The sequence below is a fragment of the Flavobacterium gillisiae genome (genome assembly GCF_900107635.1).
Lineage (GTDB): Bacteria > Bacteroidota > Bacteroidia > Flavobacteriales > Flavobacteriaceae > Flavobacterium > Flavobacterium gillisiae.
The window spans coordinates 142,620-164,867 of the sequence record NZ_FNRD01000011.1 but is presented as its reverse complement, the minus strand read 5'-3'; the positions used below and the strand labels follow the sequence as shown (position 1 = coordinate 164,867).

7 protein-coding genes are annotated in these 22,248 nt (G+C 37.5%); 6 read left to right on the top strand and 1 reads right to left on the bottom strand.

The window, feature by feature from the left end; genetic code table 11:
* The first annotated feature begins 44 nt into the window (after positions 1–44).
* The 3 genes from BLV35_RS15135 (at position 45) to BLV35_RS15125 (ending at position 18,811) form a co-directional block, all read left to right on the top strand.
* Positions 45–5,456: a LamG-like jellyroll fold domain-containing protein gene (locus BLV35_RS15135; RefSeq protein WP_218133011.1), complete on the top strand. Its 5,412-nt coding sequence runs from the start codon at positions 45–47 to the stop codon at positions 5,454–5,456.
* A gap of 435 nt (positions 5,457–5,891) precedes the next feature.
* Positions 5,892–18,347 (top strand): PKD-like domain-containing protein, encoded by a 12,456-nt coding sequence (locus tag BLV35_RS15130; RefSeq protein ID WP_091092138.1) that lies wholly within the window; start codon positions 5,892–5,894, stop codon positions 18,345–18,347.
* A 110-nt stretch (positions 18,348–18,457) separates the two neighbouring features.
* The gene (locus BLV35_RS15125) at positions 18,458–18,811 is read left to right on the top strand and encodes a hypothetical protein (RefSeq protein ID WP_091092135.1); all 354 of its coding nucleotides are present in this window, start codon (positions 18,458–18,460) and stop codon (positions 18,809–18,811) included.
* Between the two features lie 80 nt (positions 18,812–18,891).
* On the opposite strand, the gene BLV35_RS15120 is transcribed toward BLV35_RS15125, so the two are convergent.
* Positions 18,892–19,347: a DUF4442 domain-containing protein gene (locus BLV35_RS15120; RefSeq protein WP_091092132.1), complete on the bottom strand. Its 456-nt coding sequence runs from the start codon at positions 19,345–19,347 to the stop codon at positions 18,892–18,894.
* A 196-nt stretch (positions 19,348–19,543) separates the two neighbouring features.
* On the opposite strand from BLV35_RS15120, the gene BLV35_RS15115 reads away from it, so the two are divergent.
* The 3 genes from BLV35_RS15115 (at position 19,544) to BLV35_RS15105 (ending at position 22,247) form a co-directional block, all read left to right on the top strand.
* A complete protein-coding gene (locus BLV35_RS15115) occupies positions 19,544–19,999 on the top strand; it encodes a DUF4870 domain-containing protein (protein ID WP_091092129.1) in 456 nt (151 codons plus the stop codon).
* A gap of 203 nt (positions 20,000–20,202) precedes the next feature.
* The gene (locus BLV35_RS15110) at positions 20,203–20,535 is read left to right on the top strand and encodes a PadR family transcriptional regulator (protein WP_091092127.1); all 333 of its coding nucleotides are present in this window, start codon (positions 20,203–20,205) and stop codon (positions 20,533–20,535) included.
* Between the two features lie 2 nt (positions 20,536–20,537).
* A complete protein-coding gene (locus BLV35_RS15105; protein WP_091092125.1) occupies positions 20,538–22,247 on the top strand; it encodes a PspC domain-containing protein in 1,710 nt (569 codons plus the stop codon).
* Position 22,248: the final 1 nt, after the last annotated feature.

Genomic DNA, 22,248 nt, shown 5'->3' with positions numbered 1-22,248 from the left:
TCACTCCAAATCCAACTATTAATGACAACTGCTCCGTTACCAAATTGACTTGGGCTTTAACTGGTGCAACTACAGGAAATTCTTCAGCTTCTGGTATCAATAATTTAGGAACGCAAGTCTTTAATCTTGGAACGACAACAGTAACCTATACTGTTTCTGATGCAGCAAATAACAGTGTTAGCTGTTCTTTTACTGTAATTGTTAGTGACAATATCAATCCAACTATAACTGCTCCCAGCAATATCACAACAATAACCAATTCTGGTTGCAACGCCACGGGAGTCACTTTGGGAACTCCAGTGACATCGGACAATTGTTCGGTCGTCTCGGTTACCAATAACCATCCATCGACAACCTATCCTTTAGGGACAACAACTGTGATATGGGCCGTAACTGATGGTTCCAGCAGAATAGCGACTGCCATACAATTAGTAACGGTATTCGACACAACACCACCAACTATCTCTTGTCCATTTAATGTAACGGTTAATACTTCTGCGGATGGAAACGGTAACTGCAGTACTACCGCAAATATTGGAACGCCAACTATTAATGATAATTGTTCTGTAAGTTCTGTAATCGCTCAAGTAAATGGTTCAACAATAAACGCTGTTACTTATTTATTTTCTAAAGGTGTCACATCAGTTAATTGGATCGTGACTGACGGTGCAGGAAACAAAACTAACTGTACACAAAGTGTTACGGTACTTGATAACGAAAAGCCAATTGCACCCTCTCTACCCGATATAACTGCTCAATGTTCAATAACAGTACCTTTCCCAGTAGCAACTGATAATTGTGATGTTTCGGTTACAGCAACAACGAGTGACAATAGAACTTTTAATTCACAGGGAAGTGGAACCATAACGTGGTCCTTTAAGGACAGTAGTGGAAACGAAACGATTGCGAGTCAAAAAGTTATTATTAAAGATGTAACAGTTCCAGTTCCAAACGTCGCAAATTTACCGGCCCTAACCGTTTCAGGTTGTCAAATTGACAGTTTAACTCCCACTAAGGCAACAGACAATTGTGTTGGAAGTATCAATGGAACACCTAATATTACTTTCCCATTTACAACTCAAGGAACTACTTTAATTACTTGGACGTACAATGATGGAAATGGAAATATAAAAACTCAGACACAAAATTTAACATTAACCGCTCCAGCTATTTCTGAAGGAAATTTATTAGGCAACATTAGTGAAACCTATACATTTACGGCAGCGGAGGCGAAAGACAATATAGCAATAACTTCTTGCCCAGATGACCTGAATCCAATAACATTGCACTTAGAAGGTGAAGTAGGAACTATAGTACGATGGGAAAAATTTGAGGCAGGAAATAGCAATTGGGTAGTTATTCCAAATACAGAGAACACTGACACATTCAATACTGTCTTTGATTTTCAAAATACAAAATCCACTTTATTTAGAGTCTTGATACAAGTGGGAACCTGTACAAAGTATACAAATATGGTTAATGTACACGCAATACCCCCTGATGTCCCTCCAATTTTAGAACAGAATCTTTTTACAATATGTCTAAATGATCCTGTAACTTTAATGGCACATAACGGTTATGAATCGACAGTAAATGTGGGCAATGGTGGAGATTTTAATACAGGTCAATTCCCTGATAAATGGAATCCAACTCAATGGCGTATTGATGGCCAAACCGCAGGAGCTCAATGGACTGCTTCCGCAAATGCCACAAAATTTAATAATTGGTCAGGTACGAATGACGCTAAACTAGTAGGTACAGACTATATCATATTATATGATAACGGAAAACCTGGAAAGAAGTTTGGGATAGCACACGGTAATTATAATAGTACGGAATATGTAACTAAGTATCCGGGCAGAGGAGGCTTTCCAACCACGCTTGAAACTCCAATATTTAGTCTTGTTGGTTTAGGAACAGCAGCAGTTGCATTTGACCAAGCATATAATCTTAGCGCAGGAGATTATGCCAAATTAGAACTATCATTAGATGGCGGAGCTACTTATACCATTACTTTGCAAGAATTAATAGGTAAAACCCCATCTTTAACTTGGGATTGGGCAAATCATCCTCCATCAAAAGCAAATAATTATAAGTTTGAAAATGACGATTCGTCTTTTGATATCTCAGATTATATCGGAAATGATAATGTAAGGGTACGATGGTCCTTTTTTGGAACTACTGATGAAAGTGTCTGGGCAATAGATAATATTACAATCCCAATCAGGCCTTATAGCGATCAACTAGAATGGACTGATGGCATAGGTGATCCAGGGACGCCACCATTAGCAAGCGGTTCGATTGATGTTGCCTACAACTTCACTCCATCATCACCAGGTGTCCATCAATACGGAGCAACGAGTTTGATTAATGCCTGTAGAGCTTATGACCCTACAGGGACCGCTATTGCAACGGTAAATGTAAATTATTCCTATGCTGGGATAGATGTTCTTCCAGCAAATGGTAAATGTGGAGGAACCATAGTGTCATTGAATGCCTATGATAATACTAAAACTGCCATCCAAAATAAAACAGATGGTGCTTATACCAGAATCCTTGATAAATTTAGTGACGATCCCGGTACAGGAACTAAAGGAACATGGTCAGTAGTTTCGTCAACAGGTAACTGTGGAGCAGGCACTTTTTCTAATGTCAACGATTCAAAAGCAACTTTTACAGGTACAGCAGGGACCTATACACTTAGATGGACGGTAGCTACCTGCTCTGACGATGTTCAAGTGACATTAGAAAATTGCAATGTCGTTGATTTTGATGGAGAAGATGATTTTGTAAATTTTAACAATAATTACAATCTAAATAATTCGTTTACCATTAGCGTATGGGTTAAACCAGAAACTCAACCTTCTATGGGAACAACTATTCAAACTATTTTTTCAAAAAGAAATGGAGATAACCTTGCCGAAACAAATGGATATGACTTAAGACTTGACAGCAATAATTTTATTTCGTTTAATTGGAACAATGGAAGTTCGATAAAATCATCTCATCCAATTAGTACTTCGAGATGGTATCACATAGGAGTTACCTATACGAGTGGAACCTATAAATTATATATAGATGGCTTAGAAGTTGCCTCCGCTGCAGGAAGTAATCCAGTCGCCAATAATTTTAATTCTATTTTGGGAGCCATGTATCACAATGGAACTCAGAATGAATCTCTAAATTATTACAGCGGCTGGATGGAAGAACTTCGCATTTGGAATGTTGCTCTTTCTCCTGATCAACTTCATCAAATGATGAATCAGGTAATTGATCCAAATGGTACTGGAGTAAGAGGAGCTATTATTCCTATTGATGTCAACGGATTAACTTGGTCGAATTTAATAGGATATTATAGAATGGACAACTTAAGTTGTGGCTACTTAAAACCATACAGTGGAATAGGAAGTGACGGAAGACTAATTAATATAAATACTGGGCAATCAAAAACAGCTCCATTGCCTTACACTACCATAAGAAATGGAAATTGGAAAAATAGAAGTGGCTCTACAACTCCTTGGAGGTATGGCGACACTGTTTGGGATTATCCAAATAGTACTGGAGTAAACGGCAACGCAATCGATTGGAATATTGTAGTGGAGTCTCATGATTTAAACTCGGATGATAAAGACATCACTTTATTGGGGCTAATTACAAATGCAGGTACAAAATTAAATGTAGTGGCTCCAGGCACACAGAATGAAATAAATAGCGGCCATATGTTATGGTTAACACACTACTTAAAACTGGATGGTTTTATTGATTTGGTTGGAGAATCTCAACTTATTCAAAAAAGATACTACCCTTACCCCGAACAATACAGTGAAAGTATTTTTGCAGAAACTAGTTCTGGATATATTGAACGTGACCAACAAGGTAAAAAAAATAGTTTCAATTACAATTACTGGTCATCGCCCGTAACAATACGAGGAGGAACAAATAATGCACCCTACTCCATTCCAAATGTTTTAATGGATGGTACAACTTCATCTACTCCACGACCGATAAACTTTCAGTATGGGGCATTTGATGCAGATGGAGCAGTCACAATTCCTATTAAAACGACCTACAGATGGATATGGACCTATAATTCAACTACGCCAGATTCTAATTCAGACTGGGATAATTATTATCAATGGAATTATGTGGGAGGTACTGGTACCATAAGAACAGGAGACGGCTTTACCATGAAAGGAACCGGTGGAACTGCAGACGTAGATGAGTTACAAAATTACGTTTTCTCAGGAAAACCAAATTCAGGGGATATCGAAACTACATTTCTTGCCGTCGACCAGACGTATTTAATAGGAAACCCTTATCCTTGTGCCCTGGATGCCGATGAATTTATAAAGAATAACTTGAGTAAAAGTAGCAACAGTAATTTTACAGGAAGTGCCAATGTATTTAATGGCGCGCTCTATTTTTGGGATCATTTTGGATTGACAGATAATCATAATTTAGCTGAATATGAGGGCGGGTACGCAACTTATTCTCTATTGGGTGGTGTTGTAGCTATTTCACTAGGGGACCCATTAACTGCGAATACCGGTGAGTCTGGAACAAACGAACCACAACGTTATATACCAGTAGGACAAGCCTTTTTTGTTGATGCAACTTTGGACCCTGCTACAGAAGGGACAACCTCGGAGGCAACAACGCCTGGAAACCTGTATTTCAAAAACGGTCAACGAGCATTCATACGGGAAACTTCCGGAACTTCTCAATTTATGAAAACAAGTGGCTCTAAAACAAAAATAACCGAATCAGTAACTGACTCTAGACAAAAAATTAGATTGGGCTTTGACTCCAGTATTGGTGCACACCGACAGTTATTAATTGGAGCAGACAGTAATACGACTAATGGATTTGATATCGGATACGATGCAGTCATGTTTGACATGAATGACAATGACATGTATTTGGAGATTAATAACAGTGAGTTTGTAATTGAAGGTATCCCTGATTTTAATAGTAATCAAATAATTCCATTGGGTATTGCAGTAGCTAATGAAGGGCCTATAACTATAAAAATTGATGCCTTGGAAAACATTCCTGGAAGCACTGAAATCTATTTACAAGACACTTTAAGTGCCGTTTATCATAATCTACGGGAAAGTGACTTCGAAATCTCGTTAGATATCGGCGAGTACAACAAACGTTTCTTTTTGCGATTTACGGGAAAAACCCTTAATCAAGATACTAAAATAGAAAACGGTCTATATGTTTACTATTCTGATGAGAATGAAAACTTAATCATTAAAAATAATATTGTCAATTTATTAGTGAATGAAGTTTCACTTTTCAATATATTAGGTCAAACTATTTCAAATTGGGAAATTGAAAATAAAGATCAGACCCAAATTGTTTTACCAGTTAAAAACATAAGCACAGGAATCTATATTGTAAAAATGAAAACTACAAATGGTGAATTAAGTAAAAAAATAATTATTCCTTAACTCGCAAAAAAAAAAGCATCGAAAAGGAAAAAAACTGTCTGAAAAGGCAGTTTTTTTTTGTTATTATTTGGACAAAAAAAAAGAAAATTCTTCCTTCTTTTTTTTTAACACGTGATTCACCGATGGATAAAATCCTTTAATCGGAAATAGGAAAAATATTCAAGCAATATAATCATAAATGCTTAATTTTAAGGTATATATAGTAATTTTTACTTGCAAAAAATAGAAAATTATAAATTTCTAATATGCATCTGCCTTTGTTCTTTCTAGAGGTAAATCATTTCTATTTTGAAATAACATTCGAGCAGATTACTAATTGTTCATTGAAAACAATACCAGTTAAAAAAACGGTAATTCACTTAAAAAACAGCATAGACTTCTCTTGGCCGCTTTTAAAGGAAACTATCAATTGTTTGATTCTAAAATGTAGGTGCCATGAAAAGAAACTACTCTAAATTACATAAAAATTCAACATTAGTAATCTCTGCATTAAGAGCATATCACATGTTTTTATTAGTCATGATTGCTTTATTTATTTGTGACAACGGTATTGCGCAAACAATATCAAGTTTTACTCCTGCTAGTGCTTGTGCCAGTTCAGGAACATTGGTGACTATTAATGGAACAGGATTCACTGGAACATCATCTGTTAAATTTAATGGCGATTCTTCTTCATTTACAGTCGATAGTGATACTCAAATTAGCGCTTCACTTCCCCTTACCGCTACAACAGGACAAATTGAAGTTACTTCCTTATCTGGATATGATACCAGTTCAATATTTACAGTAAATACATTATCAGTTGCTCCAACAAGTATTTCTGGAACTACAATTATTTGCAATGGTAACTCAACTACTCTTACTCTCAATGGAGGATCAGCTGGGACTACAGCTATTGCCGAATGGTTTTCTAGTTCTTGTGGAGGAACTCCTATAGGAACAGGAAACAGTATTCTTGTTTCTCCTAGTACTGCTACAACTTATTTCGTGAGATATAATGGAACCTGCAACACAACTATTTGCGCTTCAACAACTGTTACGGTTAATCCAATTATATTTCCAGCAGTCTCTATCGCAGCCAATACTGGAAGTAGTATTTGCGCAGGAACCACCGTCATATTTACTGCAACTCCAAGTAATGGTGGCTCTTCTCCATCATATCAATGGTTTGTTGGTCCTACTCCAGTTGGAACTAATAGCGCAACATATACAACTTCCACCTTAACTAATGGTAATCAGGTAAAAGTGGTTATGACTTCCAATGCAACTTGTCCTATTCCTACTACTGCAACAAGCAATATATTAACGATGACCATAAATACTTTGCTAGTTCCATCGGTTACTATAGCAGCTACACAAACTACATTTTGTGTAGGAACTTCTGTTACATTTAACGTAAATACTTTAATTAATGGAGGATTAAGCCCAACTTATCAATGGCGTTTAAATGGTAACCCTGTAGGAACAAACAGTGCCTCTTTTACTTCAAACGCGCTTTCAAATAATGATAACGTTACTTTGGATGTTACTTCTTCTGCCACATGTCCGTCTCCTTCGATGGTAACTAGTAACGCTATTCAAGTAACAGTCAATCCAGAGGCGGCAATCAGTTTAACGTCTGGAGGCGGCAGCAACAATCAAACTTTATGTGCTAATTCGCTACTTCCGTCAATTACATTTGCTATTAGTGGTGGAGGAACTGGAGCAGTCGTGACTGGTCTACCAGTAGGTTTAATAGGTAGTTTTAGTGGAGGGGCAGTTACAATTAGCGGCACACCAACAGTGAGTGGCTCTTTTACATACACAGTTACAACAACCGGTACCTGTGTCCAAAAGACAGCAACTGGTGTAATAACGGTCAATCCTATAGCAACAATTAGTTTGACATCAGGATCAGGAACTAATAATCAAAACAGATGTATAAACGTTCCGCTAAGTACTATTTCATTTGCGATAAGTGGTGGAGGAACCGGAGCAGTAGTAACAGGTCTACCTGCAGGCGTAAATGGAACTTTTAGTGGAGGTGTCTTTACCATAAGTGGAACACCTACTGCGATCGGGTCTTTTCTTTATACAGTAACAACTACCGGTTCTTGTGCTCAGACCACAGCAACTGGAACAATTACAGTAAATCCGGATGCGGCAATTAGTTTAGCTTCAGGACCTGGCACAATTAATCAGACATTATGCACCAATACTTTACTAACAAATATTAGCTACGCGATAAGTGGTGGTGGGACCGGAGCTAATGCAACGGGGCTTCCCGCTGGCATATCAGGCAGTTTTAGCGGAAGCACATTCACAATTAGCGGAACTCCAACAGTTAGTGGAACTTTTCCTTATACAGTAACAACCACAGGATCTTGTGTCCAAATAACGGCATCTGGAACAATCACCGTTACTCCAGATGCAGCAATCACATTAGCTTCTGGAGGAGGTACAAATAATCAAACAAGATGTGTTAATGTTGCAATAAGCAATATCACTTTTAGTGTAAGCGGTGGAGGAACTGGAGCGGGAGTAACAGGTTTACCAACAGGTTTATCAGGCAACTTGAGCGGCAGCACATTTACAATTAGTGGAATCCCTACAACAGTAGGAACTTATAATTATATAGTAACCACCACAGGTACTTGTGCTCAGACTACTGCAATAGGAACTATTATTGTAAGTCCAGACGCAGCAATAAGCTTAACATCAGCAGCAGGTACAAATAATCAAACATTATGTGCCAATACCATATTGCCAAATATAAGCTATGCCATAAGTGGTGGTGGAACAGGAGCGGTTGTAACAGTCTTACCTGCTGGTTTGACTGGGATTTTTAACAGCGGAATATTTACTATTAGCGGAACGCCTACAATAAGCGGCTCTTTTCCTTATACAATAACAACCACAGGCTCTTGTATTCAAGCAACAGCAACTGGAACAATTACGGTAAACCCTAATGCGGCAATTAGTTTAACTTCAGGAGGAGGTACAAATAATCAAACAAGATGTATTAACGTAGTAATTAGTACTATCACATTTGCAGTTAGCGGTGGAGGAACTGGCGCAACCGTAACAGGTTTGCCATCTGGCGTAAATGGTATTTATAGTGGTGGGATATTTACAATTAGTGGTACACCAACAGTAGCAGGAATTTTTAATTATACAGTATCAACCACAGGTTCTTGTGCTCAAACAACAGCCACTGGAACAATCACCGTCAATCCAGATGCAGCAATTAGTTTAACTTCAGGTCCAGGCACAAATAATCAAACTTTATGTGCCAATACCTTAATGACAAATATTAGCTTTGCGATCAGTGGTGGTGCAACTGGAGCAGGAATCACTGGCTTACCGACAGGTTTAACAGGTAGTTATAGCGGAGGTGTATTTACTATAAATGGAACACCAACAGTGAGTGGATCCTTTCTTTACACGGTAACAACTGCAGGCTCTTGTGCCCAATCAACAGGAACAGGAACTATAACTGTAAATCCTATTGCAGCAATCAGTTTAACATCAGGAGCTGGAACGAATAATCAAACAAGATGTATTAATTTTGCTGTAAGCAATATCACATTTGCTATAAGCGGTGGAGCTACCGGAGCGGGCGTAACAGGATTGCCAACAGGTCTTTCAGGCACGTTGAGCGGCAGTACATTTACAATTAGTGGTTCATCAACTGCAGTAGGAACATTTAATTATATCGTAACGACCACAGGTTCTTGTACTCAAACTACTGCTAATGGAACAATTACGGTAAATCCAGTACTTGTACCTTCTGTAACAATTACATCGACTACTACATCTATTTGTTCAACAGCAGGAGCAAGCGTTACATTTACTGCTACACCTGTAAATGGAGGCACAACCCCCACCTATCAATGGAGAAGAAATGGAACTGCTATTTCTGGCGCTACAAGCTCAATCTACACAACCTCTTTACTAGCAGATCCTTCAACTATTTCAGTAGTATTGACCTCTAATGCTACCTGTGCATCACCCTTAACTACTACTAGTAATGATATCCTAATGACTGTCTTTAGTGGCTCACCATCAGTTCCCAATGGAAATAATGCCAGTAATAAACCTAGCGGCCCTACCTCAATTTGTCCTCCAGCTACTGGATTAGTATATAACATCCCTAGTAATATGACAGGAGGGGAGACTTATGTATGGTCTTTACCTGCAGGGTTCAATATAACTTCAGGAGCTGGAACTTCTCAGATAACAGTAAGTATTGCAATAAATGCTGCAATAGGTAATAATAATATTTCTGTAACTGCTTATAATCCTTGTGGAAATAGCGGACCTTCACGTGATCTAGTTGTTAGTGTCAATAGTTTCAATGGAGTTACTGTACCATCAGCAACACAATCTGTTTGTTCTAATGGGTCAATCACCGTTGTTGGAACTTTAACAGGCGCGGCAGCATCAGGGACCTGGTCCGCTCCAAGCGGGACTTTTTCAAACATAATAAGTGATTATATTAGTAACCCAAAAACAGTTACTGCAACTTATACTCCAGCAATAACAAGTGGAAATGTCATATTAACAATTACCACTAATACACCTTCTGGTGGAGGCTGCCCAAATGTTGCTGGAACTTCTCAAATTAATCTAACTGTAAACCCGAGACCAACATCAATTATAAGTGGTTCAGCCACTCTTTGTAATAGTTCTTCTACCCCTTTAAGTGTTGCTTTAACTGGTACACAACCTTGGAGTTTAACTTATTTTGACGGAACTACCTCAACAAATGTTACCGGAATTACCACTAGTCCTTATGTATTTAATCCTTCCCCTTCATCGACTAAAACGTATACTGTTACTGCCTTATCAGATGCTAATTGCATCTCTATTGCAGGGGACAGAACTGGAAGCGCTATCGTTACAGTGAACCCACGTCCTACATCTTTAATTAGTACGACAGCCGGGCCTATTTGTAATGGAATTGCAAAACAAATTAGTATTGCACTTACTGGATCTCAGCCTTGGAGTTTAACTTACACGGACGGAACAACACCTGTTATTGTGTCAGGTATTACAACCAGTCCATATACATTTAACGCATCACCTTCAACAACTAAAACTTATTCTGTCACTTCTTTAGCAGATGCAAATTGCAGCTCACAATCAGGAGATAGAAGTGGTAGTGCGATTGTTACGGTCAATCCACGTCCAACTTCTATTATTAGTACACCAGCTTCTGCAATTTGTAATGGAGGTTCTAAAACTATAAGTATTTCACTTACAGGTTCTCAACCTTGGAACCTTACATATACCGACGGAATAACACCTGTAACTGTAACAGGTATCGCAAGCAGTCCCTATACTTTTAATGTGTCGCCAACAATTGCTTCAACGACTTATACAGTGTCAGCTTTAAACGACACTAATTGTACTTCACAAGCAGCTGATAGAACTGGAAGTGCCACTGTTTTAGTTAACGCAAGACCAACATCTATTATCAGCGGGTCAGCCACCGTTTGTAATGGCTCAACAACCCCATTAAGCGTTGCTCTTACAGGGTCACAACCCTGGAGTTTAACTTATTTTGACGGAACCACCTCAACAAATATTACTGGAATTACAAGCAGTCCTTATGTGTTTAGTCCTTCCCCATCTTCAACTAAAACGTACACCATTACAGCTTTATCAGATGCAAATTGTACCGCTATTGCAGCAGACAGGTCTGGCAACGCTTTGATTACAGTAAACGCACGTCCTACAGCTTTAATTAGTACCACAGCTGGAGCAATTTGTAATGGAATTTCAAAACAAATTAGTATTGTGCTAACAGGTTCACAACCCTGGAGTTTAACGTATACTGATGGTGTAACACCAGTACTAGTTTCAGGAATCACAACAAGTCCTTACACCTTTAATACATCACCTTCAAATACTACCACATATACAGTTTCGGCATTAGCAGATGCAAATTGCAGCTCTCAATCAGGAGATCTAAGTGGCAGTGCGATTGTTACTGTCAATGCCCGTCCAACCTCTATTATTACTACCACAGCTGCGGCAATTTGCAATGGAGGGACTAAAAATATAAGTATTACTCTTTCAGGTTCACAACCCTGGAATTTAACATATACAGATGGAATTACTCCAGTATCGGTTATAGGAATCACATCTAGTCCTTATACTTTTAATGTCTCACCGACAATTGCTTCAACAATTTATACGGTGACTGCATTAAATGACGGTAATTGTACTTCGATGGCAGGAGATAGAACAGGAACTGCGACAGTAGTGGTGAACCCACGACCAACCTCAATAATAAATGGATCAGCTACGATTTGTGATGGTTCATCAACCCCTTTAAGTGTTGCGTTATCAGGAACGCAGCCTTGGAGTTTAACTTATTTTGACGGAACCTCCTCAACTAATATTACTGGAATTACAACTAGCCCTTATGTTTTTAACCTGTCGCCAACCACAACCAAAACGTATGCCATTACAGCATTATCAGACGCAAATTGCACCACTATTGCGAGTGATAGAACTGGTAGTGCAACTGTAACGGTTAACCAACCATCTATTGCTTCCACATCGATAGCTACATCCATTTCAACAATATGTAATGGCAGCAGTGTTACATTAACGCAAACTGGGGGAAGTTTAGGAACAGGTGCGAGCTGGAACTGGTATTCTGATGCTTCATATTCAACTTTGGTAGGAAATAGTGTGGCAGCCAATGCTAGCTTATCAGTAAATCCTACCACCACCACAGCATATTATTTACGTGCTGAAAGCTCAACAGCTACGCCATGTGCAACCAATGTTCCAGTAACAGGAAGCGTAACTATTACAGTCAATCAACCGGTAATTATATCTGCCCACCCAGCAGCAGCCCAAACTTTATGTTCAGGAGGCACAGCCTCTTTTAGCGTCTCTGCATCAGGTACAGGTTTAAATTACCAATGGAGAAAAGGCACAATTAATTTGGTGAACGGAGTCAATATAGCTGGTGCAACTTCACCAACTTTAACGCTCTCTAATTTACAAACTACAGATGCTGCAAATAATTATAATGTACTAATTACAGGAACTAGTCCTTGTACTTCTGCAACATCAAACAATTCAATATTGATTATAAACCGTTTAGTAGCTATAAATACTCAGCCATCTAATGTAGGTGTTTGTGTTTCCAACCCTGCAACCTTTGGTATAGTAGCGAGTGGAGACGGATTAACTTATCAGTGGTACAAAGGAACCATAGGTAGTGGAGTCGCTGTTGTAAATTCGGCTAATATAACTGGCGCTACTACTAATGTTTTAAATTTCGCACAAGCTGCTTTAACTGATGACGGCCCATATTATGCAATTGTTAGCGGAATTGCACCTTGCTCAGCTATTACTTCCAACCAAGTAACGTTGAATGTTGATCAATCCATTACCATAACATCTCAGCCAATTTCGAAAACTGTTTGTGAAGACACTCCAAATGTTAGTTTCTCAGTAATAGCAAATGTTGGCGGCGACCCTTTGACTTATCAATGGAGAAAAAATAGCGTAAACATTGTAGGTTCTACAGCACCTACCTTCACAATTTCAACGGCAACATTAACGGCTGCTGGTAATTATGATGTGGTAATTTCTGGCCCTTCAGGTTATACTTGCTCCTCGATACAATCTGTAGCAGCAACATTAACAATCAATCCAAAACCAATAGGATCTGCCACTGCACAAACTATTTGTAGCGGTTCTGCAACAAATGTGGCGTTAAACTCAACCGTTATCGGCACAACATTTACTTGGACTGCAGCCATTCAAACTAATCCAACTGCAGGAACAATTACTGGATTTAGTGGTAATTCAGGAAATCCAATTATACAAACTTTAATTAATACTGGTACAACTACTGGAATTATTCGTTATACTGTTACTCCTACTGCAAACTCTTGTATAGGAATAGCTTTTACAGTTGATGTTACAGTTAATCCAGCGCCAATAGGTTCTGCTAGTGCTCAAACTATTTGTAGTGGTTCAACAACAAACGTAGCGTTAAATTCTACTGTTATTGGCACAACATTTACTTGGATACCAGCCATTCAAACTACTCCAACAGGCGGTACAATTACGGGTTTTAGCAATGGTTCGGTAAATACAATTGCTCAATCTTTAAGCAATACTGGGACAACGGCAGGAATTATTCGTTATACAGTTACTCCTATGGCAAACTCCTGTCCAGGAACAGCTTTTACAGTTGACGTTACCATTAATCCAAATTCAACTATTGTTTTGTCATCCGTTTCAGGGTCAGACAATCCAACAAATTGTGTCAATACGGTACTAAATATTAGTTACGCTATTGGAGGTGGTGGAACTAACGCTTCCATTACAGCTGGTGCATTACCAGCAGGTGTTAGCGGTACATACAATTCTGGTACTAGAGTTTTTACAATAAGTGGAACTCCATCTTCAGTAGGAACTTTTAGTTATACCGTAACTACACAAGGACTTTGTAGCAACCCTTCTTTGAGTGGAACCATCACAGTCAATCCAGATTCAACTATCAATTTGTCCTTAGGGACCGGAACAGACAATCAAACAAAATGTATTAATACTGCAATTACTCCAATCAAATATACCATAAATAATGGCGGAACCAATCCTACCATTTCGTGGAACCCAGGACCGGCTAATTTTACAGGATCATACGATACTGCTGCTGGAGTTTACACAATTAGCGGTTCTTCACTTGTTGCTGGTAATTATAATTATACCGTAACAACAGCCGGTACTTGTATTAATAGTTCATTAAGTGGAACAATAACTGTTAATCCTAATCCAGCTGGCTCTGCCACTACTCAAATAATATGTAGTGGTTTAGTTACTAACGTGCCACTAAACTCAACCGTTAGCGGTACAACATATACTTGGACCGCAGTAAGTCAAGTCGCTCCAACTGGTGGAACAATTACAGGATTTGGTAGCGGTTCAGGAGCTTCAATTGCACAGGTTTTAACCAATACTGGAACATCCGCAGGAACGATTCGTTATACAGTTACTCCTACGGCCAACTCCTGTCCAGGACCAGCTTTTACAGTTGATGTTACTGTCAACCCGAAACCAAGCGGTTCTGCTACAGCTCAAACGATTTGCAGTGGATTGTCAACAAATGTGGCTTTAAGCTCAATAGTTACTGGTACAACATTTACGTGGACCGCAGCAATTCTTACTACTCCTTCAGGCGGCACAATTAATGGATTTAGTGATTATTTTGGAAATACAATTACACAGAGTTTAACCAATAATGGTACAACGGCTGGTGTCGTTCGGTATACGGTTACTCCCACTGCAAATTCTTGCTCAGGAACAGTCTTTACGGTTGACGTAACTATTAATGCAGCAACGGTTGGCGGAACAACCACTATTTCATCTACTACTAACCCTAGTAATGGCAACAATGGAACTACTAGATTAACGGACTGCCATTCTTCTGCGGGAGTTATTAACTTAAATGGGAATGTAGGTACTGTAATACGATGGGAATCCTCTACTGATGCAGGAAATACTTGGATTCCAAAAGGAAATGCAGGAAGCTTAACCTATGCCTATACCGGAATAACAGCAACCACTATTTTTAGGGCGGTAATTCAAAACGGAACTTGTACAATTGCAAATTCTGGAATCTCTTCATTATTCATTATTCCGAATATAAAACCATCACCAGTAAGCGCAATTCCATCGACAATATGCGAAGGGGAGTCCTCACAATTAACTTCTGACAGTGGATTTTCAAGCAGTCAAAATTTAGCATCTGGAGGTCTTTTCAATACAGCTAACCCCCCTGGCTGGACAGTAGATAATGGAAATTTTCCTGCTAATGGTGATAATGGAACAAATAATGGCTTTTCGGAAACAAATGGAAATGCTGGCGATGAATATGATTCAGGAGATGGTAAATTTGCTATTGTTCGTGGTAATCGAGATTCCTTCTTACGAACTCCTACCTTCGACCTTATCGGATTGGCATCGGCCAATTTAACCTTTGACCATGCTTATAAATTAAATGACCCTGGAGCCTACGCCGAAGTAAGACTTTCACTAGATGGTGGAGCAACATTTCCAGTGAAGTTAACCATTTTGACTGGTATTCTTGGGCCTAAAAATAAGTTTACTACCCTTCCAAATAAAATGAGTTTGGATTTGAATCCCTATTTAGGTTATACGAATTTAAAATTAGAATTTTTCTTCCATGGAACAGTAAATAATGCAGGTAAACAAGCATCTAATATTGGAAGTACATGGGCACTTGATAATGTTCAAATTCCGCAAGCACCGGATCCCTTGTTAACGTCACAATGGAAAAATTTAAATACTAATGCAATTATAAGCGTCACTAATTCCACCCGTGTAACTGTTACTCCTCCGGTAACAACAACTTATGAGGTAACTTCTTTCCTAAATGGCTGCACTAGTTATGGAGTCGATGGAACATCTTACGTAACCGTAACTGTCAATAAAAGACCAACGGCAAATATAGGTCCAGACCAGACTATTTGTTATGATGGTACAGCTACTTTCTCTGTGGCTTTAACTGGAGTAGCACCTTGGACAATCACCTATACAAATGGTACAACTCCTACCACAGTTACAGGAATAAATGCAAGCCCTTACATCTTCAGTGTTCCTAATCTTAAAGCCAATATTACTTATACTATTACATCCTTAAATGACAAAAACTGTACTCCTTTTCCAGGAGGAATAACCGGTTCTGCAACCGTAAATGTTCTAACTGGTAGAGCAGGCTGGTGGACAGGACTTGTAAGTACGGACTGGTTTGATTGTAAAAACTGGGAACAAGGATTACCATCATTCACTATTGATGCCAACATTCTACCATATTCGACCAATGGCAATAGATTACCCGTTATAGATAAAACTTCACTAAAAGCTGTCCCATATGCTGGGATTGCAAGTGCCAAGGACATGATTATAAATAGTAATGGCTCTGTTACCATGGTCAATAATTCAGAATTACAAATTAGCGGTAACTGGAGAAATAGTGGTGTTTTCATTCCTGGCACAGGAACGGTAACCTTTAATGGAGCAACAACGAATCAAATTCAAACCATCAACAATACAATTAAAACCAATGAAACTTTCAATAATCTTACAACCAATAATACCGGTGGAGCCAAGGGAATTAGCTTGGTGGATAAATTTGAGTTAACTGTTTCAAACAATTTATCGTTACTAAGTGGAGACATCCGATTGACCGGTGAAGCTCAATTAGTACAAGCTGGAACATCAGCAAATCCTGCTAGCGGGACTGGAAAACTTTTAATAGACCAACAAGGACAAAAAAATAGTTTCAATTATAATTATTGGTCATCCCCCGTAAGTACAAACAATTCTACGTATTCTATTGGAGGTATATTGAGAGATGGCTCGTCTATTACAAATACTTTTACTGATCTTTCAAATTATAGTCCTGGCTTGATAACCTTTGGAGACGGCGCTTATTTTGCTGATTTGTTAAACTCAGGATCTATAAAAATAAGTAACAGATGGTTATGGTCCTACAATTCACAAACACTGAATTCAAATACTGATTTGCAAGATTATAATCTATGGAATTATATTGGAAGTACCGGCACTATAAAAATAGGAGAAGGTTTTACCATGAAAGGAACTGGTGGAACTGCCCCAATTACATCATTGCAAAACTATGTATTTGTTGGAAAACCTAATTCTGGAACAATTCCTTTGAGTTTACTCTTAAACCAAACCTATCTAGTAGGAAACCCCTATCCTTCCGCACTTGATGCCAATGAATTCATATTGGATAATTTGCAAGGTAGAGCAGGAGCCAATATTTTTAATGGTGCACTCTATTTCTGGGATCATTTTGGGTTATCAAATAATCATTTATTAGCCGAATACCAAGGTGGCTACGCGACTTATTCCTTAACCGGAGGAGTTCCTGCCATCGCAGACTCACCTTTAACCGCAACTACTACTAATTCCGCAGGAAAAGTACCCGGGCGTTATATTCCAGTAGCCCAAGGATTCTTTGTTGATGCTGAACTAGACCCTGCTATATCAGGGACAACAACTTCAGTTCAAGGAACAAGTCCAGGTTTCAACTTAAATTTCAAGAATAGTCAAAGGAAATTCTGGAGAGAAAGTACTGGTAATTCTCAATTTATGAAAACAGTTGGTTCTAAAAAAACAATAAAACAAGAAACGGTTTCTGACACCAGATCAAAAATCAGATTGGGATTTGACTCCCCTATTGGCGCACATAGACAATTATTACTAGGGGCAGACAGCAATACTACTAATGCTTTTGATATTGGTTACGATGCTCCAATGTTTGACATGAACGATAATGACATGTATTGGGCATTGAGTAATAGTCAGTTTGTGATACAAGCGATACCAAACTTTAATGATGATCAAATAATCCCTCTAGGTATTATAATTGCTAATGAAGGAGAAATAGGTATCAAAATTGACGATTTAGAAAATGTTCCATCTACAACTATTATTTATTTGTATGATAACGTTACGGAAGAGTATTACAACATTCGACAAAATCCTTTTAAAATAAAACTAGTAAGTGGTGATTACAACAATAGATTTTCTTTGCGATTTACAGACAGAAAACTTACTGTAGAAGATTATACAAGAACCGGAGGAATCATAGTGTATTTCACGAATAACACTAAAGTCTTAAACATAAACAACCCCTTCATAGACGCAACTATAAGTACTGTATCACTATTTAACACATTGGGTCAATCAATTAATAATTGGGATGTCGAAGACAGAAATCAAGGAAATATTAAGATCCCTATAAAAAACTTACCGTCAGGTGTTTATATTGTAAAAATGAAAACTACAAAAGGGGATGTGAGTAAAAAAATAATTATAAAATAGGGTTCTGAACTATAAAGTGTAGTCTATTTTAAAAATTAAATAACTATTAAAAATTAAAGTAATTAAATTATTTATACATTTGATATTGAAAACCAGTTAAAATTAAAAAAATGAAAAAAATACTATTAATCTTAGCAATTGCTTTATTCACGGTTACTGTTGGAGCTCAAGAAGCTAAAACAGTTGTAAAAGCAACTGCAAATAAGGATGCCTGTTGCGCAAAAAAAGAATCTGCAAAAACAATGACTGCAGATGAAATTGCTAAATGCAAAGTAAAATGCAAAGCCGAAGGGAAAAAATGTGATATTGCAATGGCAGATACACATGGTGAAAAATGCAGTTCAAAAGCAATGACTGCTGCTGAAGTTGCAAAATGTAAAGCAAAATGTAAAGCTGAAGGAAAAACATGTGATGCTACAATGGCTGGAACAGAAGAAAAAAAGTGTTGTGCTAAAAAAGCATAATTTACTTTTTACACAAAATAAATGCCTCCATATGGAGGCATTTTTATTTTATAATACGTTAACAAAAACATCTAACTGATTTATTTTTTAATTCTAACACTCCATTCGAAATCCATTTCAGATACTTGAACTCCTTTTTCGTCAGTTCCTATAGATTTCATCCAGAAAGTCTGTCCCTCGCCTGTTGCTACCGATTCTTGAATAGCACGCTCTATTAAATGACCGTCCTTACAGACAAATGTTATTCTTCCAGTGGCTTTTTTAGTAAAGTTCCCTTTATTATTAGCAACCAACATCGATATTTTTTTTCCACTTTTTTGAATTTGATACATCACCAAAGCCCCTGTTGAGAGCTCAGCTGCCATAGCTTGAACTGCAAAATACATAGAGTTAAATGGGTTTTGATTGATCCAACGGTGTTTTACCGTTACGGTACAATCTGTTTCATCAATCTTCTTTACTCTAACTCCACAGATAAATGCGGCAGGCAATTTGAAAAGCAAAAATTTATTAAGTTTAGACGCTGTAAGTTTCATTATCAGTGGTTTTTTTGCTAATATACAAAAAAATACTATGCGTACATATAATATTATTTTGTTAAAAATATGTTAACTTTCACTACTATGTGATACAAGATACCTTCTTTTAGATATATATTTGCATAAGAAATTACTATGTACAGCTATTTAACAATTACTAAAAGTTTCAATCATCAATCAAAAATCAAAAAAAATGGAAGCAACTACCGAAAAAAACATCGCCACTTTTACTCACCTGAGTGCATTGACTCAATATTTTATTCCTTTTGGGAATTATATTTTCCCAATAATACTTTGGACTTCAAAAAAAGACAAGTCTGAATTTGTAGACTACAGTGGGAAACAAATACTTAATTTCCAGCTAAGCGTATTGTTATATACAATAGCACTTGCTCTAATCGCAATTCCTATTTTGATTATAACGATTTTTAATAATGTCTCTATGAATGCGATGCTTCACGAGGAAAGTTTTGTAATCAATCATTTAAATTTTGAAAACAACATAGCATTAATCACGCTTGGTTTAACAACTGTATTTGTTTTTATTTGTTTAAAAATAGCCGAGTTTTTTCTAATCATTTATGCTTCTATAAAAACATCTAATGGAGAAAAATATAAATACCCAATTACGATTCCTTTTATCAAATAGTGAATCAATAGCCCTGATGGAAGCGGCATCTCCCGAAATAGAAAAACAAGGCTTTTTCAGCCGTAGTTTTTATTAATCGGGAATAAAGCGGACAGCGGGAAAGAGCTCCAGAAAATAATCATCACCCGAGCTAGAATGGCGAACTGGCGCAGCAATCAAAAAACGAATAGTTTAATCAACACAAAAATCAAAAAAAACGAATTATGAATATTGAAAACACAAAAGCCCAGATGCGCAAAGGTGTTCTCGAGTTTTGCATCTTATCTGTATTGAAAGAAAAAGATGCCTACACATCGGAAATATTAGACACTTTAAAAAACGCAAAATTATTAGTGGTGGAGGGAACCATTTACCCGCTGCTTACCAGACTAAAAAATGACGGATTACTAAGCTACCGTTGGGAAGAATCAACATCGGGACCACCTAGAAAATATTATGGACTGACCGAAATAGGACAAACATTTTTAAACGAACTTACCAGCACTTGGACTGAATTGTCTGATGCTGTAAACCTAATCACAAACCAAAAACAATAGCCATGAACAAGACTGTAAATATAAACCTAGGCGGAATGTTCTTTCATATAGACGAAGATGCATACCTAAAATTAACACGATATTTTGACGCCATAAAACGATCTTTATCTACATCATCCGGACAAGACGAAATCATAAAAGATATTGAAATGCGCGTTTCGGAATTATTAACCGAAAATCAAAAAACAGACAAACACGTTGTGGGTCTAAAAGATGTTGACCAAGTGATTGCTGTTATGGGACAACCCGAAGACTATATTATAGAAGAAGACAATCATACTTCTCAAACATTTAGTAATGCTGCACCCAGAAGAACTAAAAAACTATACCGAGACACAGACAAAGGGATGGTTAGCGGAGTTTCTGCCGGACTAGGTCATTATTTTGGAATTGATGCTGTATGGGTTAGAATAATCTTTATCCTATTAGTATGGGGAGCAGGAACAGGAGTTCTTGCCTACATCATCCTCTGGATCGTTGTTCCTGCCGCAGTGACAACATCAGAGAAGTTAGAAATGACTGGAGAACCAGTCAATATTTCGAACATCGAAAAAAAAGTAAGAGAGGAATTTGAAAATGTTTCTGACAAATTTAAAAATGTAGATTATGACAAATATGGTAACCAAATAAAAACTGGAGCGGGAAAAATAGGAAGTTCTTTTGGCGATTTCATAATGACTATTTTTAAAATTTTTGCTAAATTTCTTGGAGTTATCTTGATTATGACAGGCTTAGCAACCTTAATGGCATTATTTATTGGAATGTTTACATTAGGATCTTCTTCCTTTATTGACTTTCCTTGGCAAGGATTTATAGAAGCTGGGAACTTCACTGACTATCCTATCTGGGCTTTTGGACTATTAATGTTCCTTGCAGTAGGGATTCCATTCTTCTTTCTAACCGTATTAGGTTTCAAACTATTGGCTCCCAATATGAAGTCTATAGGAAACATTGCTAAATATACGTTGCTTGCGCTATGGTTGATTTCAGTTGCCTTAGCCATTTCAATAGGAGTAAAACAAGCATCCGCTTTTGCAGCCGACGGACGTGTAGTTCAAAAAGAAAATATTATGCTACTACCAACAGATACGTTGCAAATTAAATTCAAACACAATGACTATTATTCAAAGAACGTTGATGATCGCGATGATTTTAAAATAGCACAAGATCCAAACGGCACAGAGGTAATGTATTCTAATGACGTTAGTTTGAGAATAGAAAGTACAGATGAAAAACTACCATATATACAAATTGAAAAAGAAGCAAAAGGAAAATCTCTTTCTGAGGCGAGACAAAGAGCGGAACAAATAAAATACAGCTATAAAATTGACGGAAATCAATTAATATTAGACAACTATCTAACTACTGATTTAAAAAATAAATTTCGCGATCAGCAAATAGAAATTACTTTATTCTTGCCTAAAGGGACATTGTTAAAACCAGACGACTCAATGAAAAATTATGATCGTACAGATGGGGATTACTTCCTTTGGAACCCAAATTCCAATAATGACATCTACAGAGTAGAGGATAATAAAGTGAGATGCTTAAACTGTACTTCTAATGAAAATGCGCATAATGATGAAGAGAATAGCTCAATAAAGATTACTAAAGATGGTGTTTCTATTACAGATGATACAGTTAATGTATCGAATAGTAATATTAAAGAGTTGAAAATAAACAAAGATGGTATAATTATAAAAACGAGATAAT